The 16713-nt window shown below is 41.2% G+C and carries 14 protein-coding genes; 2 read left to right on the forward strand and 12 right to left on the reverse strand.

What is annotated here, in order from left to right; genetic code table 11:
- Positions 1-164: 164 nt before the first annotated feature.
- The 12 genes from AB1401_07060 to AB1401_07115 form a co-directional block, all read right to left on the reverse strand.
- Entirely contained in the window at positions 165-1976 is a 1812-nt protein-coding gene (locus tag AB1401_07060; protein ID MEW6615205.1) for a sigma 54-interacting transcriptional regulator, read from the reverse strand.
- A 13-nt stretch (positions 1977-1989) separates the two neighbouring features.
- Positions 1990-2916 carry a CoB--CoM heterodisulfide reductase iron-sulfur subunit B family protein gene (locus AB1401_07065; protein ID MEW6615206.1) on the reverse strand — a complete coding sequence of 309 codons (927 nt, stop codon included), beginning with the start codon at positions 2914-2916 and terminating at the stop codon, positions 1990-1992.
- On the reverse strand, positions 2913-3371 hold the full coding sequence (locus AB1401_07070) for a 4Fe-4S dicluster domain-containing protein (GenBank protein MEW6615207.1): 459 nt from the start codon (positions 3369-3371) through the stop codon (positions 2913-2915). Before AB1401_07070 ends, AB1401_07065 begins: the two co-directional genes overlap by 4 nt.
- Positions 3372-3408: 37 nt before the next feature.
- On the reverse strand, positions 3409-4056 hold the full coding sequence (locus AB1401_07075) for a septal ring lytic transglycosylase RlpA family protein (GenBank protein MEW6615208.1): 648 nt from the start codon (positions 4054-4056) through the stop codon (positions 3409-3411).
- Positions 4057-4124: 68 nt separating this feature from the next.
- On the reverse strand, positions 4125-4535 hold the full coding sequence (locus AB1401_07080; GenBank protein ID MEW6615209.1) for a hypothetical protein: 411 nt from the start codon (positions 4533-4535) through the stop codon (positions 4125-4127).
- 142 nt (positions 4536-4677) lie between these two features.
- Positions 4678-5286: a dephospho-CoA kinase gene (coaE, locus tag AB1401_07085; GenBank protein MEW6615210.1), complete on the reverse strand. Its 609-nt coding sequence runs from the start codon at positions 5284-5286 to the stop codon at positions 4678-4680.
- 43 nt (positions 5287-5329) lie between these two features.
- Entirely contained in the window at positions 5330-6550 is a 1221-nt protein-coding gene (locus AB1401_07090) for a 2-hydroxyacyl-CoA dehydratase family protein (GenBank protein ID MEW6615211.1), read from the reverse strand.
- A 36-nt stretch (positions 6551-6586) separates the two neighbouring features.
- On the reverse strand, positions 6587-8056 hold the full coding sequence (locus tag AB1401_07095) for a CoA-binding protein (GenBank protein MEW6615212.1): 1470 nt from the start codon (positions 8054-8056) through the stop codon (positions 6587-6589).
- Complete coding sequence (locus AB1401_07100) at positions 8046-8702, reverse strand: PHP domain-containing protein (protein ID MEW6615213.1); 657 nt, start codon at positions 8700-8702, stop codon at positions 8046-8048. Before AB1401_07100 ends, AB1401_07095 begins: the two co-directional genes overlap by 11 nt.
- A complete protein-coding gene (locus tag AB1401_07105) occupies positions 8699-9823 on the reverse strand; it encodes a 2-hydroxyacyl-CoA dehydratase family protein (protein ID MEW6615214.1) in 1125 nt (374 codons plus the stop codon). The genes AB1401_07100 and AB1401_07105 overlap by 4 nt, the downstream gene beginning before the upstream one ends.
- A 159-nt stretch (positions 9824-9982) precedes the next feature.
- On the reverse strand, positions 9983-10393 hold the full coding sequence (locus tag AB1401_07110) for a cobalamin-dependent protein (GenBank protein ID MEW6615215.1): 411 nt from the start codon (positions 10391-10393) through the stop codon (positions 9983-9985).
- A 23-nt stretch (positions 10394-10416) separates the two neighbouring features.
- Positions 10417-12087: a methylmalonyl-CoA mutase family protein gene (locus tag AB1401_07115; protein MEW6615216.1), complete on the reverse strand. Its 1671-nt coding sequence runs from the start codon at positions 12085-12087 to the stop codon at positions 10417-10419.
- Positions 12088-12448: 361 nt separating this feature from the next.
- On the opposite strand from AB1401_07115, the gene AB1401_07120 reads away from it, so the two are divergent.
- Positions 12449-13648 carry an ABC transporter substrate-binding protein gene (locus AB1401_07120; GenBank protein ID MEW6615217.1) on the forward strand — a complete coding sequence of 400 codons (1200 nt, stop codon included), beginning with the start codon at positions 12449-12451 and terminating at the stop codon, positions 13646-13648.
- A gap of 395 nt (positions 13649-14043) precedes the next feature.
- The gene (gene secA / locus AB1401_07125; GenBank protein MEW6615218.1) at positions 14044-16701 is read left to right on the forward strand and encodes a preprotein translocase subunit SecA; all 2658 of its coding nucleotides are present in this window, start codon (positions 14044-14046) and stop codon (positions 16699-16701) included.
- Positions 16702-16713 lie beyond the last annotated feature (12 nt).

Genomic DNA, 16713 nt, shown 5'->3' on the forward strand with positions numbered 1-16713 from the left:
CATGGTCTGCGTGAGTTGATATTCTTAAAAATGTAGGGTTAACAGATACAGTTAGGTTCTTAGCAATCTTAATTTATATGATTTGGATGAAAAATATCTACATGTAGCTAAATAAATACACTCTATTCGAAAGATAAAAAAGAAGATATTAGATAATTGCCGATTTAGTTGATGCCTATGCTAAACCTGGCCAATTTTTTGTAGAGGGTAGTTCTGTGGATTCCCAGAATTCTTGCCGCTTCCGCCTTATTGCCATCTACTGATTCGATTGCTTCCAAAAGAAGTTTTTTTTCAACATCTGTTACACATTTTTCTAACTGAAGAGGGTTATGGACTGTTTTTATTGTGTTTCGTAAAAATGTGGGCAAGTCATCGATATTTATAGTGTTACCCTCAATAAGATTCACTGTTCTTTCAAGGATATTCATTAGCTCTCTGACATTCCCTGGCCAATCGTATTCTTGAAGCAGTTCACTTGCTCCACGCGAAAGACGGATATTCTCTTTCCCGCTTTGATTATATATCTTTCTTAAGAAATAATTGGAAATCAGAGTAATGTCTTCTTTCCTCTCTCTTAATGGAGGAACAATAAGAGGTATGACATTCAGCCTGTAATACAAATCAGTCCTGAAATAATTTTCTTTTACCAATTTATCAAGGTTCTGATGTGTTGCGCTTATCAACCGAAAATCAACCCTTATTGGCTTTGTACCCCCAATCCTTGTAATCTCCTTTTCTTGAAGAATCCGGAGTAGCTTTGCCTGCATTTCCATGGGCATATCCGCAATTTCATCCAAAAAAATCGTCCCGTTATCAGCCAATTCGAATTTTCCCGGTTTTGCTTTCCTTCCCGCTCCAGTGAAAGCTCCCGCTTCATAACCAAAGAGTTCAGCTTCCAGAAGGTCTTTTGGGATGGCAGAACAATCTACCCGTATCATCGGTTTTTCTCTCCTTGGACTTGCATAGTGAATCGAATGAGCAAATAACTCTTTACCCGTGCCACTCTCTCCCAGGATTAAGATAGGAGAAGAACTTTTAGCTGCTTTTAGGGCTAGATGCCGCGCATCTTCTATTGCTTTGCTACTACCGATGATGTGGGTAATTGTGTATCTGGATGACCAGGCACTTTGCAACTCGGTTTTGTAGAGTTCCACGGTAGTTTCTAGTAGATTCACTCTTTGGAGAAGGTGTTTCAAATCCGTTAAATCCTTAAATAGAAGTACCCCCATTGCACCTATTATCTTTCCATTTTGCTTTATAGGAACCCTATTGATAACCGTCTCTTGTCCGTCATTCTTTCTAAAAGGTACTCCAATATCTGGTTCCCCTGTTTCCAACACATTAAATAATCCGGAATGTGGACTGATCAGGCTCAGATGTTTATTAATAACTTCGTCTATTTTTCTGCCGTAATAATTTAGGGCTTGGGTATTGCAGTATCTTACTATTCCCTTTTCATCGATAACTACTATTGCTTCGTATGCATTGTTAAGAATATTTTCAAAAAGGGTAGATTTACGATTGTACTCATTCAGGTTTTCTTCAGACGATTTTGATAATGCATGATATCTCTTTTGAATGGATGCAAGCTGAAATTGGTAACAGTCTAAAAGCTTATTTTGAGTAATAGTCCCGGAAAATCTTCCATCTTTATTAACCACAATGAGGGGCAAACAGCTACTAGAATCCCTAATTAAGAGTTCATCCAGCGAAGTATCTTCATTTATTAAGTTGAATTCACATACCATTAATTCCTTGATTGGTATTTTCGAATTATTTTGCCGGTATAAAGCTTTAAAAATTGTATTTTTTGAAACAATTCCAACAGGGTAAAATTGATTATTCAAGATAGGGATAATCTCAATTTCATCATTTTGAGAGAAGATTTCTAAAACATCATTGAATTCACAATCTTCCTTTAAATAAATTGGTGTATCGCTAGGAATAATATCCTTTTTTTTCTTTTTCTCAAACAAGATTTATTCCTCCTCAAGCCAAAACCAATAAGTGTTTCTGGTTAACTATTGAATAATACTTCTTTCCCCCCAGCGATTTAATCTTCTCCTCCAATTCGGGCGATCTCACCCTCCCATGGTAGTACCCAACTTCATCCAGGTTAAACCCCATAGCCAACCCTACCAACTGGAGATAATAAAAGACAGGGAGCTGATATTCAAATTTCAATTCCCTCTTTGCGACCAATTGATTCCTATCAAACTGTTGAAAGCAGCTGGGGCACGGAACTACAAAAGCTTCAGCTCCAGCTAAGGAAGCTGATTCAACCTTATCTTTAATAATCCTTGATGCGGTTCCTTTTTGTGAGCCGAACAAACCAAATCCACAACAAAGGATTTTCTCCGGGTAATCTATAGTAGTACCCCCCAGTATTTTTACAAGTTCCTCCAGTTTTGTCGGTCGTTCGGGGCTATCAAATTGCATTAACCAGCTTGGCATGAGCAGGTGGCAGCCTGTATGAGCTGCCAACTTTATACCGTAAAGAGGAGTAGTAATTCTCTGGAGAAGTATCTCAATTTGCCGGTGGAGAATGACCAAATGGTGGTTGACATCTGTGGTCCCCTGAAATATCAGGCCTATTTTCCCAAGTCTTTTATTGATTTCTGCCCTCAAGGAGACATCGTTTTTTAAGATGATATTCGCCTCTTTAAGAGTCTGGGTACAGCCAGGGCACAGACTCAGTATCTCTAGACCCTCCTTCTCAGCTAAGGCAAGATTCCTTGCAGCAACCACCAACCAGGAATACTCGTCCATGGATCTGAAATCAGCATTAGGGCAGCAGGTAAATGCCAGCTCTTTAATATCTATATCAAGCAAGGGGAAAACCTTCCTGGCTACCATCTCTATATGAGGAAGTGCAACTTTTATTGTACATCCCGTAAATAAAGCGTATTGCTTCATTCTGACTCCTCTGTTCCTATTATTTTCTTTAACTCTTCACCTATAGACTCCAATGCCTCCAGCTTTATGCTCTCTCTTTTTCTGTCTACCGCTGATGAAACAGGATAAGAAAAACCAGTGGTTATAATTAGCTCTCTGGCATCTATCCTCTCTTTTGGTGCCAGGTTTTGTGAGAATAAGAAATTCTTAAGTTTAAGCAAAACATTAAAGGGATTAACACCCTGGGGACACCTTTCATTACACCTGTCACAGGAAAGGCACTTCCAGAACTCCTTTGACTTGAGAGTATCCTCCGACCCGAATAGGGCTTTTATAATGAGGACTCGAGGGTTAAAATCCGGGTCATATTTTAACACAGGGCAACTGGCACTACACGTAGAGCACTGATAGCATTTCTTTATGTCCTCATTATGTTCCAGTATTTTTCTTCGAAGGTCTGTATTTATACTTATCATTGGGATATCCTCTTGTTCAAATCCTTATATGCACTCCTCAATCTCTCCTTGTTAAAAAGACAGTATATTTATCCTCAATAAGTCTCTGAGCTTCCTTTTGGGCAGCCCCCTCCGATTTAAAGTATCCCAACCTAACCCTATAGTATTCTGCAGTTGAGACTCTGGTAGCTACGATATAGACATCCTTATATTTCTTGTCCAATTCTTTTTTAAAATCTAAAGCGTTACCCTTCTCTATAAAGGAACCTACCTGGAGGGTATATGGTATGTCATAGTATTTCACCCTCTTTGTAACCTCCACTCTAACTATGGCAATTCCACAATCTACCATATCCAGGGCTTTCGCTGCAGCAAAAGAAAGGTCAATTATTCTTCCTTCTATAAATGGTCCCCGATCATTTATCTTTACCTCTACCGCCCTTCTATTATCCATGTTTGTAACCATTGCATAGGTACCAAGGGGTAGGGTTTTATGGGCGGCTGTTAGATCATGCATGTTATATATCTCTCCACTGGACGTTGGTTTACCATGAAAATCAGACCCATACCACGATCCAACCCCTATCTCAACTTCTCTATACGACGGTTCAGGATAATATCGGTATTTAGGTGCTGCACAGGAACACAGAGCTAATATAATAACTGATATAGACAGAAAAAGGGAGGGGCTAAGTTTGACCTTCATCCTTTATCCTGGGTTTTTGAGAATTTAATGGGGTAAGAAGCTAAGATACCAGAATGCTGACCAGCAAGCTAAGGGATAAATATAACCTTTTTAAGATCGCTTACTTCTATCTCGAAAGTACCAAAATTTGCCATCCCATAGAATCTCTGGCTCTTATCCATCTCAATCTCTATGGTTTGGCCGTCTATTAGTTTAATCACGGCAGTCACTACACCCTTTCTGCTTTCAAATTCTGTTATTTTAATCTTTTCGAAGGGAATGGTAACGGTACCTCTGCCCTTTTTACCCAGAAAGAAAACATCTCCTTCCCTGCTAACCTGTTTGCATTTAGTAACCACATCTTGTTTATCAATAAGAGTAGCAGAAAAATCTCTTTCTGGGGTTGGAATCTTGTTAACTGGTGTTCCTCCCAGACCTCCCATACCCGTAAGTAAAAGGAACCCTGTTAAAAACGCAATAACGTATAATCCCTTCTTCACTGTCCCCCTCCTTTCCTATAGATAGATTTTCTGTAACTATTCAGCCTTTATTTAAAGCTCTGTATTTTAGACAGCCGATCCGCCTCTGGCTGACTACCATCGTAGGTGGTTATACAACACAGTAGGACAGGCATCTCGCCTGTCATGGTTGAATAGTTACGATTCTCTTCCATGCTTCATATACGCGTTGTTCGACCTCTGCCATGGTACCATTGTTTTCAATGATTACATCAGCATACTTTTTCCTCTCTTCATCTGAGAGCTGAGAAGATATTCTGGACCGGGCATGTTCTTTAGTGAACCCCTTCTTTGAACACAGACGATCCATCACAGTATCCTCATCTGCAGCCACTACCCATACCTGATCTACTAAAGACAGCCAGTTTGCCTCAATCAGGATTGCTGCATCCAATACTACTACACCTTTGTTATCGTTTTTTTTTCTTTTTAGCTCTATCTCTTCTTCAAACTTTTTGTACATTCTGGGATGGACAATATGATTCAATTTTTTTAAGGCTGCCTTATCATTGAACACTATACCCCCTAGTTTGGGTCTATTTACAGTCTTATCCGGGAGTAGAATGTCCTTTCCAAAGGCAGCAATAATATCCTTCCATGCCCCTGTATTGGGGAGATATATCTGATGACCGACTTTATCGGCATCTATAATCTCAGCACCCAGCTTTGAAAGGATCTCTGAGACTGTACTCTTACCAGTAGCAATACCACCTGTAAGTCCAATTACCTTCATCAAATCTTTTCTCCTCTTTTCAATGGTTATCATGCCTTGCTCATTATCCCAGTATGTCCATGAAGTTTTCTATCTGATTCCTAACCTGATCCCTGTTATAATCCCTTACGTCAGAGAGGTCACCCCCTATCAGGAGAGAAGGGATACCAAACTCCTCAGAGATTGCATCCATTACTGCCCTCTGACCACCACAGAATAGCCTGCATCCACGATGAGAATAGATGATCATCCCATCTATATTGTAATCTCTGACCATCTCTTTGGTGAGGTAGATTCGATTTTCAATAATACTATTGAAAAAATTTGAAATGTATTTCCTCGCCAGGCTATCCAATGGGTTTTCCGGGTCCAGATCACCAAGGTATATGTAATCCATATCTGACTTAACCAGTACCGCTCCGAATTCCTCAAAGTAATTCAACAGACTTGTATCATAGTTAATAATAGGCCCAAGCCATAGTAATCTATGCCTTTCATCTTCCACAATCCCCTTTCCTTCCTTGACCCGTTCTTTAACTTCATTCAATAACAGTTGATAGAAGCCAACAGCCTCCCTGGTCCCCAGCAACTGCATCAGAGGATATATGGTTGTTGCTTCTTCTGCCACACTCATGGGGCAGGGTATAGTTTTTCGCAGCTCATTTATCTCAAGCCAGAGGTCATTGGTCTGTTTTGCAAATCCAATAGTTTCCCTAAGCATGTCTTCATTAAGGGGTTTGTTTGTCAATCCTTCAATAATAGAGATCAATTCATGGAGTTGGTTTTTATAGTATTCCACCTTGTCTTCCTCAATAACAGACATTCCACCTTCTGAGGTATGATAAGGAGAATCTATGACATAATATGGAATCCCAAATTGTTCTACTACAGGTATATGGACTTTAACACCCCCATCACATGCATTGGCTGCACTTACAAAAAAATCCGGGTCTGGTATCATTAATTCTTCCCCAGATAAAGCAAATCCAATTACAGCTCTGTGAAAAGAGCATGAATTCCTCGTATATCCCATCCTTTCAGCTAATTCAAGGTAAGGCACAATCTTCTGTTTTATTGCCAAAAGGGATGAAAAATGTTCCGTCATCATGGGAATCACATCCATCGCATGTAATAGCTCGAATGGTGCCATAAGGATGGTCCAGACAACCAGCTTTTTATCTATCTTAGCCTGTCTTGCCCTGGCATAATAATCCTTTGCCAGTGGCCACACCAACCTTGCCGTCCTCAGTTGTTTCTTCGAGCTACTCAAATTTTTTGAACTCATTTCCTATCTCTCTAATAAAGCTTACTTTGCTGTTTTTTAACGGCGTTGCTGATAATATCCCATTACCTTCCCCAAAGCCTCGGCACCTCTTGAAAAACTGGGAAAACTGGCAATACCCCTTTTTAGAAGACTCCTTTTCATCTCGATTGCACCTACCTCAACCTTTGAAGGAGGAATGATAACTATGAGGGGTTTTCCCGACTTTTTCCTGAAATTTGCCAGCGTGGCATAGAAATATTCAGCGAAATCCGGGAACGTCTCTTTAAACCATTCCATCAGATGTGCAGACATCTCAATAACAACAGAATCAATATTCTCATCATTGTCCAAAATATTCAGGGTTATATCCAGGAGCCTTTCCCTGCTGGGGATGTCATCTCTCCCCAGTAAAGCCCGGCGAGTACTTTCAGCCAGTGACAAGTTTCCTCCAAGATCAATGGGATTTCTATAGCTTGCACCAACCAGGGCAAAGATAGAAGACAGTTCCCTGTATGATCTATCTGTGAGCAATGGGACTGTAAAGCCCTGCCTCGCAAAGACATCGGTCATATTAACACATTGTCCCCCGCTGAGGGAGACCAGTCCAACCCTGTTCTTCTTCACAGCAGGTGAATAGAGCAACATCATAACCGTATCAACCAACTCTTCAAGGCTATCTATCTTTATAGCACCTGATTGTTTAATCACTGTCTCCCAGGTAAGGTTAGACTCTGCCATAGACCCACTATGGGAAGCAGTAGCCATTGAACCCTCCTCTGTCTGCCCCCCTTTCCAGATCAGTATCGGCTTTTTTTTAGTTGCTTCTTTTAAAAGATTGAAGAAACGCCCCCCATCTTTTATACCCTCTATATAAAGGGCTATAATCTCTGTCTCATCGTCTTTCAAAAGATACTCACAATAGTCGGTACTGTCCAATACATAGCCGTTACCATAACTGACCAGTTTACTTATCTTAATCCCATTATTGTATCCTACTACACTGAAGTTTATTGCATGTCCCCCACTCTGTGATATAAAACCTACCGACCCCCCATTTCCTGTGTATTGATCTGGTGTGTTTCTCAGACCGATTTTGGGATTGAATATACCCATGCAATTAGGTCCAATGAGGTTGAGTCCCCCTTCTTTTGCCATCTTTGTAATCATATCTGCCAGCTCCATTCCTTCCCTGGTTCTGGTCTCTGCAAAACCAGAGGTAAACAGGCTTACTCCCCCTACTCTTTTATGAATACAGTCTTTCACTATTGCGGGAGCTACCTGCCTCGGGACAGCCACAATGGCGTAATCAACAGGATCAGGAACATCTAAAAGGCTTGTATAATTCTTAACCCCCAGGGCTTCTATGCCGGGAAACTCTCCAGGATCGACATTTACAGAATAAACATTTCCACAAAAGGTAGCAAGGGCTCTCAGAAACGAGTAATTATTGTTTTGCCTTTTGTCTCCAATTACAACGACAGACCTTGGATTAAATGCCCTCTCCAGCCCTTCAAATTTATCTTCCATTCCAATACCTCCGAAACATCTCTGCCCTAAAATTCCCTGACTTCAGTTCTTTAATGAGGTCTTTTTCATCCTTAATGCTATTTTCAAATATGGTAACAGACCGCCCTATCTCTATATGAGAATGGGCATCACTTCCTCCAGTACCTTTCAGATTGAGCTTCTGGCAGACCTTCACAGTGAACTCATTTTCAAGATCACTGTTCTGTCCATTGAGAGACTCGATGGTGTCCATAAACTCCAAGAACGACTTTTTACATGCCTCTTCAACACTCAGTGTCAAACCCGGTATGGAAAACTCTTTCCCCTCTATGAATGCCCCCCGAAAAGGATGAGATGCAATCATTACCCCTTCAACCCCATCGACCAATCTTCTCAATTCCCGGACAGAGACAATACCGTCAATCTCTTTCTCAAGCCCAAAGACCAGAATGTCCCCATCCATAGAGGTTATCTCTACACCCCCCAGTACTAAAAAGTTATGTTCTTCCCTCAGTTTACAGATTGCATCTGGAGCCCATATCTTATCATGCTCTGTAAGACAAACACCATCCAGACCCACCCTCTTTGCCTCTTCTATCAATTCTACCGGGTCCAGATCGCTGCAGCCAGAAGCTGGTTTTGTATGAATATGCAGATCAATAATCATAACATCTCGATAAATGCCTGAATCCTTGTCTTTAGCTGACCTAACCCCAATGATGGGTGTTCCAGTTCAACCTCCAGTACCGGAATATTCTTCTCCTCTAACCTTTTCCTTTGACTTACGAAGTCGTAGTGAAAGGTATCACAGAACATGAGTCCATATAGAATTACACCATCAACCCTATATTCTTCTATCATATTAAACATGTATTCAAATCTGGGGAAAGGCGGTTCCATACAGGCACAGGGGACCATATTAAGATATCGAAGCCCAATGGCAGCCAGCGGGTTTTGATTATCTTCGGCACTATCCCAGAAATACCTTGTTCCTGAACATAGGTCATCGGTAACTACCACAGCTCCACACTCCTCTACCAATCGAATAAATGCTGCATTGTCCATGATACTGCCGCTAATCATTAACCTGGGACCACGGTTGGAAGAACTGTTTCTCACCACAAGTTCAGCTAAAAGCTCTTTTAGAAGTAAGTTGTTTTGATCTTTAGGCATTATCATACTAGATCGAATGATATCAGATACGTCCACCCCGGATAGTGGAGGATCATCTCCTGCCATAAGGCGATGGATCTGTTTTAACATCATACGGTTTTCATTGTAGATATCGAGAGCCTCTACAAGAGAAGTCTCAGTGATTTTTTGACCCGATAAATCCTCCAGAGTTTTTTTTAGCTTTTCCAATTGCCGATAATGATACTGTTGAGAAGAATCAGAAATTTTATGAGGATGGTCCAGCAGGTAAGAGTAATGACCCCCTACATATATCCGCCAATTATCAAAGAGTCTGCAAACGGCATCACAGGTATGAACAAAGACAATACCATCCAGAAAATCATACTTTTTTTCTAAGCCCTGTCCTAAACACCCCCTAACGTGAGGGCACATATTGCTTTGCAGATGATCATCCCCTCGACTTATGACACCTTCATGCCCCATAATCCTGATGGGTAGTAAACCGGCAGCATAAATAATCTCTTCAGGGGTATAGTTACACATCCGGCCGATCACCTTTTTCCCCTGATCTTTCCATTTATTTATGGATTCATTCTGAGGAAAGGAATTTAATTCATCCCGCAACCTCTCCATGCTATCAATTGAATGTACCACAGTTATTCCCCATGGTCTATGTTCAATAAATAATTTCAGGTTCTTATCCCACTTAGTTGGTGAAAAAGATTCTAGGATTTCACCAACTTATTTTGAGATGCCCCTTTATTTTTATCTTATAGATCTAAATTCTTGTCAAGAAACTTTTGGGAGCATATTTTAGTTTCTCCTTCGTTTCTCAACCTCCCTTGAGACATAGTCAACTATGTGCGCCAAAGGAATCCCGGGCAAAAACACCTCAGCAATACCTAATTCCTTCATCTCTGGAATTTCATCATCATAAATAATTCCACCTACTAAGACCAAAACATGTTCCAAATTTTCTTCTTTTATCCGGGTCATTAGTCTTTTCATAGCTTGAATATGGCCACCACATAAGAAGCTCAGCCCCAAAACATCAGCATCCTCTTGATTCAATGCCTTTATCACTTCTTCTACTCTTTTGCCTGCACCTAAATAGACTACCTCCATCCCGGCATCACGTAATGCTCTGGTTACTGCCTCAATTCCACGATAATGGCCATCAGTGCCAATCTTACCTGTTATCACTTTTATCTTTTCGTTGCTCATGCTCATTGCCCCCTTATCAACCTTCAAAAAGGATATTCTCTCTCGCCAGCCGGATCGTACTCCAGTCCATCAACCATTCTTAACACTCCCCTTATCTCGGCAAAAGTGGCGTCAGCCTCCAGGGCTTCAAACACGCAAGGAACTAAACTGTCATTCGTTTTCTCTGCGGTACTGCGTAATTTCTCTAACGCCTTCTTAACTTTTTCTCTGTCCCTCTTTTTGTCTCTCCATTCTACGTATTCAGCAAGATAGGGCTCCACCTCTCTGGATACGTCAGGCGCATATCTCTTTGGTTTGAAATCCTCTTCAGGTGGAACGGTGAAGCGGTTAACCCCGATAACTGTCTTCTCCCCACTTTCTATTTTACCCTGTATTGCTATCTGACTTTTTTCCAGTTCATTCTTAACCCAGCCAGTCCTCATTGCCTCTAACCAGCCACCCAGTTTTTCAATCCTGTCAACCTCTGCTTCGATCCTTTGCGCCATTTCATTAGTCAGAGACTCTATATAATAAGAACCTGCCATTGGATCAACTACCCTGGGCACACCTGACTCATACCTTATGATCTGCTGTGTCCTGACAGCAAGGGTTGCTGCATCCTCTGACGGGGTTGCCCATGCCTCATCGTATGATGGAACCTGGATGCCCAGGGCACCACCAAGAACACCAGCCAGACAACTCAAACTCCCCCTCATAAGATTGACCAGGGGTTGTTGACGTGTAAAGCTTGACCCCGCAACATTAGCATGAAATCTAAGGCATAATGCATTTGGATCGGTAATTCCAAAGTCTCTCTTTAATGTCTCAGCCCAAACCCTCCTCGCTGCTCTTAACTTAGCTATTTCCTCAAAAAAATCCTGAGTTACACTCAATACCGGCATGAACCTTGGGGCAGCAATATTTACGTCAACTCCCCTTCTCATCATCTCGCGAAGTTTTTCATTACGGATGGCAATGGTATATGCAATCTCCTGAATGGCATCACAAAACGCCTCACGTATATCATAGCCGCTGCTATACCACCCGTTCCACTTGAATAGATTTTTACAAGCATATTCCAGGAAATCATTTGACCATCGGAATATCGTCGAAATGCGGCCTTTAACAAATGTTATATATTCCTGATCAGGAACACAGGTGTTGAATAAATAGAATTGTGGAATAAGGGCTAAGCCCCTCAGTTTGCCTATATCACAGCCATGCTTCATGGCAGTCAATATGTATGCCTGCGAAAGTTCCGGCGTGGAAGGGGCTGAAGAAAAGCTGAGTCCATCCAGGGGCAGACCCTCAAGCATTTCCTCTACGTCTTTCAAGGAGTGGAGGCAAGTACCACATACCCCAAGATGACCATCAGCAGATGGCTGGTCTGGCTCGAGCCCATAGAATGTAGGGCTGTCTAATTCACACTCTATGGCTGTCATACCCTGGGCTATCAGATATTTTAATCTCTCGTTATACGCCTTTGGTGTAGACAAGCCGGTAATGTTCCTGATATTCCATAATTTACCCCGATACATCAAAGGATGATGACCACGGACAAATGGATACTTGCCAGGCGGACCGATATCCCTTCCGTAATCGATATGGGCAATATCTTCCGGAGTATATACCTCCTTCACCGGAATGCCAGAGGAAGTAGTATTCTCGGTCACTTTTTCACGATACATCTCGGTAATCTCTTTACTGCTAATCATTGGACCCTCCTTTGATAATTGAACAATAATGGAGAATTTCTGTCCACCAATTGAACCAACAGTCTTTAATTTATCGATCAGTTGTTTGATTAATAATATCGAAAACAGATTATCTAAGTCAAGGATATAAATTCGCTGTCAAAAGGATATGATAAAGGGTAAACAATTCCTTATTACAGATTGAAATAGAAGGGATGGTTATCTACTAAGGGTTGCCTTGTCATTGTGTTAGATAAAGAACTACGATGGCGTTCAATACTAGCAGCAAATTTCTGTTGACATTCTGCCCTATTTAACTAATATATTAGCCTGTAATAGGTTTATTGTTAATTCAGATAAATATTAAAAAGGAGGCGGTATAATGAAGATTAATTTCAAATTACTTTGTGCCATTTGGGTAGTCTTTGCCTGTTTATTTACGAGCGAGGGATACGCTGATGACCAAAGAGGATTGACCAGTGATACATTAAAGATCGGGATTATACTCGATCAAACCGGTCCTGCAACTGATCTCACTGTACCTGGAACCAACGCCTTAAGGAGCACCTTCAGGTATGTCAATGAACATGGTGGGATTAACGGCAGGAAGGCAAAATTAATAGTTGAGGATGACAGATATGCAATCCCCCTGGCAATAGCCTCTTTCAAAAAACTCCTTTACAGGGATAAGATATTAGCACTGATCGGACCTACATCTTCAGGGGCAACCATCACCCTTTTTCGACACATGGAAAAGGAAAAGATCCCGACCATGGCAATACCGCCCAATGACAAAACCGTCTCACCTGTAAAAAGATATGTCTTTGGTGTATTTGAAACCTATCCCAATACCATAAAGACTATCATTGATTACATGATAGAGGATTTGAAGACTCAGAATCCCAGGGTTGCCCTGGTTTACCCTGATAATGAGACAGGAAAACTTGACCTTGAACCTGCAATTGAGAGGCTAAAATTCCATAAACTGACCCCTGTAACAAAAGAGGTATTAAACCCGGGTTCCCTTGATGCTACCTCCCAGGTAATGAGTATGAAAAGGTATCAGGTAAACAATATAGTATTGTGCGGTTTTCTTACCCAACCTGCTGGCATACTTTTGAGAGAATTAAAAAAGTACGGCATGAATGTACTCGTCTTTGGGAACATAGCGGCAGCCGGCGAAGAGGCTATACATATGGCAGGACCGGCAGCAGAAAAGTACTACGCAGTGAGCCCCTTTGCTTCCTGGTATGACGAGGGTGAAGGGGTAGATTTCATGAGGAAAGTGACCCTCAAGTACGCACCTGGCACAGAAAAACCATATCGGGGTAAACTCTACACATACATTTATTCAATTGGTGTAGTATTGAAGGAAGGGCTTTTAAGGGCAGGCAGGGATATAGACGGAGAACGGTTGGTAACGGCTCTGGAAAGTATAAAGGATTTTGACATGAAAGGACTCTCCGGCCCTATAAATTTTAGTTCCAGTAATCATAAAGGGATGAATTCGGCAAAGGTATTTAAGGCTGACCCGGGTAGTGGAAAGTTTGTCCCTGTGACTGGATGGAAGATTTCCAGATAGTAAATACAGTAAAAACTCAGGAGTCAGGAACCAAAAATCAGGGGGCAGAAACAAAAGGAAACCTGGTTCCTGGCTTCTTACTTCTGGGTTTTTAATATAAAACGGACCTTTCAAACCTGTCCTTCCAACTTTTTCTTCAAGCGGTAACAGACACCTAAAGGTTGTTGATATAATCCCGATGGGATGGGGAGAATATTACATTATATCTTGTTGATACTTATAACAATCTCAACGTATATTTCCAATACATTTCCATAACTACAACTGTCTTGTGTGTTTTTGTTTTTTGTAGTAGTATAAACTGAAAATTTATGTTTGAATAGTCATACCAAACTGCAACTATAAAGTAACCATTTAAGTAAAACACCCTTTTCATCTTATTTGGAGACTTGGAATTGATTGGGACTGTATTAAAGAAGTTAATCGGAAGTAAAAATGAGAGGGAACTTAAAAAACTACAGCCTCTGGTCGCTCACATTAACGACTTAGAACCGGATGTTAACAAGTTAAAAGACCATCAATTACAGGCTAAGACTTCTGAGTTTAAAGAAAGAATTGGAAAGGGAGAGCTACTGGATGACATTTTACCAGAAGCCTTTGCGGTGGTCAGAGAAACATCAAGACGGGTTTTAAGGGAACGTCATTTCGATGCACAATTGATAGGGGGCATGGTCCTTCATCAAGGTAAGATTGCAGAGATGAAGACCGGTGAAGGTAAAACACTGGCTGCCACGCTTCCTGCTTATATTAATGCCTTGAAAGGAGAGGGAGTTCATATAGTTACAGTAAATGACTATCTGGCGAGGAGAGACAGCGAATGGATGGGAACAATATATAGATTTTTGGGTTTGTCCGTAGGTGTAATTGTACACGATATGGATGATGAAAATAGGAGGAAATCATATAATTCTGACATCACCTATGGTACAAACAACGAGTTTGGTTTTGACTATCTGAGAGATAATATGAAATTCAGCCTGGATGACTATGTACAGCGCAAGCTTCATTATGCAATTGTAGATGAGGTGGACAGTATCCTAATAGATGAAGCCAGAACCCCTCTTATTATATCAGGCCCTACTGAAGAATCTACTGACAAATACTATCAAATCAACAGAATTATCCCCCGGCTTAAAAACGAGAAAGATTACACTATTGAGGAGAAGACAAGAACAGTTGCCCTGACAGAAAACGGGGTTGCTGAAGTTGAAAAATTACTTCACGTTGAAAACCTCTATGACCCAAGGAATATTGAGATACTGCACCATGTAAATCAAGGATTAAAAGCACATACATTGTTTAAGAAAGACATCGACTATGTGGTTAAAGCTAACGAAGTAGTGATAGTCGATGAGTTTACCGGAAGGTTAATGCCGGGGAGGAGATACAGTGACGGTCTGCATCAGGCATTGGAAGCAAAAGAGAATGTAAAGATTGAAAACGAAAATCAAACCCTGGCTTCTATTACCTTTCAAAATTACTTCAGGATGTATGAGAAACTGGCGGGGATGACCGGAACGGCAGATACAGAAGCAGCAGAATTCAAGAAGATATATAATCTGGATGTCATGGTTATACCAACCAATATGCCCATGATAAGAAGAGACAACCCAGATGTCATATATAAAACAGAAAGAGAGAAGTTCAATGCTGCTCTTAATGAAATAAAAGAGTTAAACAAGATTGGGCGCCCTGTATTGGTGGGAACCATCTCCATAGAGAAGTCTGAACAGTTAAGTAAAATGCTTAAAAGGCACGGAATCAAACATCATGTCTTAAATGCCAAACACCATCAGAGAGAGGCCGAAATCGTAGCCCAGGCAGGCAGAAAGCATGCTGTAACAATTTCGACTAATATGGCTGGGAGAGGAACTGACATTATCCTGGGTGGAAACCCAGAGTTTCTGGCTGCAGAAAAGGTAGAGAAAGACATTCACTCAGAAAAATACCAAGAGACCCTGGACCAAATGGTGCAGATATGTCATAGGGAAAAAGAGGAGGTTATAGCCCTAGGTGGATTGCATATCCTAGGTACAGAAAGGCATGAGAGCCGTCGTATTGACAACCAGCTGAGAGGAAGATCAGGCAGGCAGGGTGATCCGGGCTCCTCCAGATTTTACCTCTCTTTGGAAGATTATCTGCTAAGGATATTTGGGTCAGAAAGAATCTCTACTATCATGGATAAACTAGGGATGGAAGAGGGGCAACCCATCGAGCATGGATTAGTCAGTAAGGCAATAGAGAATGCGCAGCGTAAGGTGGAGGGTCATAATTTCGATATACGTAAACACCTGCTCGAATATGATGATGTTATGAATAAGCAACGAGAAGTAATCTATAAAGAACGCAGGGAAGTATTGAGCAGTGAAAACTTAAAAGGGAGTATCGAAGAAATCACAGAGGAAGTGATTGAAGATATCACCGGGGTTTATGTTGATGAAAAATCCTATCCAGATGAGTGGGATATTAAAGGTTTAAATGAGGCTATTTATAAACAGTTCTCTTTCCGGATAGATATTGACCATATCCCTGTTGATAGTTTTACCCGAGAAAAGCTAATTGAATTGACAATCTCTCAGGGCAGGGAATTCTATAATAGAAAAGAGGCAGAGTTAGGTGAAAACGCTATGCGCTATCTGGAGAGGGTTATCTACCTCCAAACTATTGACAGCCTCTGGAAGGATCATCTTCTGGCTATGGATCACTTAAGAGAAGGCATTGGACTCAGAGGTTACGGTCAGAAAAATCCCCTTCATGAATACCAAAGAGAAGGTTATGGAATGTTTATGGATATGATTAATCGGATTAAAGAAGGCGCTATAGAAAAACTATACAGGCTTCAGCTAGCCAAGGAGGAAGATTTTTCATCACTGGTTCCGACCAGACGGCAGCGTTTTTTTCTCTCAAGGGGAGAAGAGGAATCGCAACCTGAGAAACAGCAACCTGTTAAAAGGGGAGACAACAAGACAGGCAGAAATGAGCCATGCCCTTGTGGTAGTGGGAAAAAATACAAGAAGTGCTGTCTTCAAAGAGGTCAGGTGGAAAGCACCTAAGTTAAAGTCAGG

The sequence above is a fragment of the Thermodesulfobacteriota bacterium genome (assembly GCA_040757775.1).
Lineage (GTDB): Bacteria > Desulfobacterota > UBA8473 > UBA8473 > UBA8473 > UBA8473.

Coding starts and splice junctions, on each gene's coding strand:
- AB1401_07075 (MEW6615208.1), bottom strand. CDS start 4,056: ATGAAGGTCAAACTTAGCCCCTCCCTTTTTCTGTCTATATCAGTTATT.
- AB1401_07095 (MEW6615212.1), bottom strand. CDS start 8,056: ATGGAAGATAAATTTGAAGGGCTGGAGAGGGCATTTAATCCAAGGTCT.
- AB1401_07120 (MEW6615217.1), top strand. CDS start 12,449: ATGAAGATTAATTTCAAATTACTTTGTGCCATTTGGGTAGTCTTTGCC.
- coaE (MEW6615210.1), bottom strand. CDS start 5,286: ATGAAGGTAATTGGACTTACAGGTGGTATTGCTACTGGTAAGAGTACA.
- AB1401_07100 (MEW6615213.1), bottom strand. CDS start 8,702: ATGATTATTGATCTGCATATTCATACAAAACCAGCTTCTGGCTGCAGC.
- AB1401_07115 (MEW6615216.1), bottom strand. CDS start 12,087: ATGATTAGCAGTAAAGAGATTACCGAGATGTATCGTGAAAAAGTGACC.
- AB1401_07070 (MEW6615207.1), bottom strand. CDS start 3,371: ATGATAAGTATAAATACAGACCTTCGAAGAAAAATACTGGAACATAAT.
- AB1401_07090 (MEW6615211.1), bottom strand. CDS start 6,550: ATGAGTTCAAAAAATTTGAGTAGCTCGAAGAAACAACTGAGGACGGCA.
- AB1401_07065 (MEW6615206.1), bottom strand. CDS start 2,916: ATGAAGCAATACGCTTTATTTACGGGATGTACAATAAAAGTTGCACTT.
- AB1401_07110 (MEW6615215.1), bottom strand. CDS start 10,393: ATGAGCAACGAAAAGATAAAAGTGATAACAGGTAAGATTGGCACTGAT.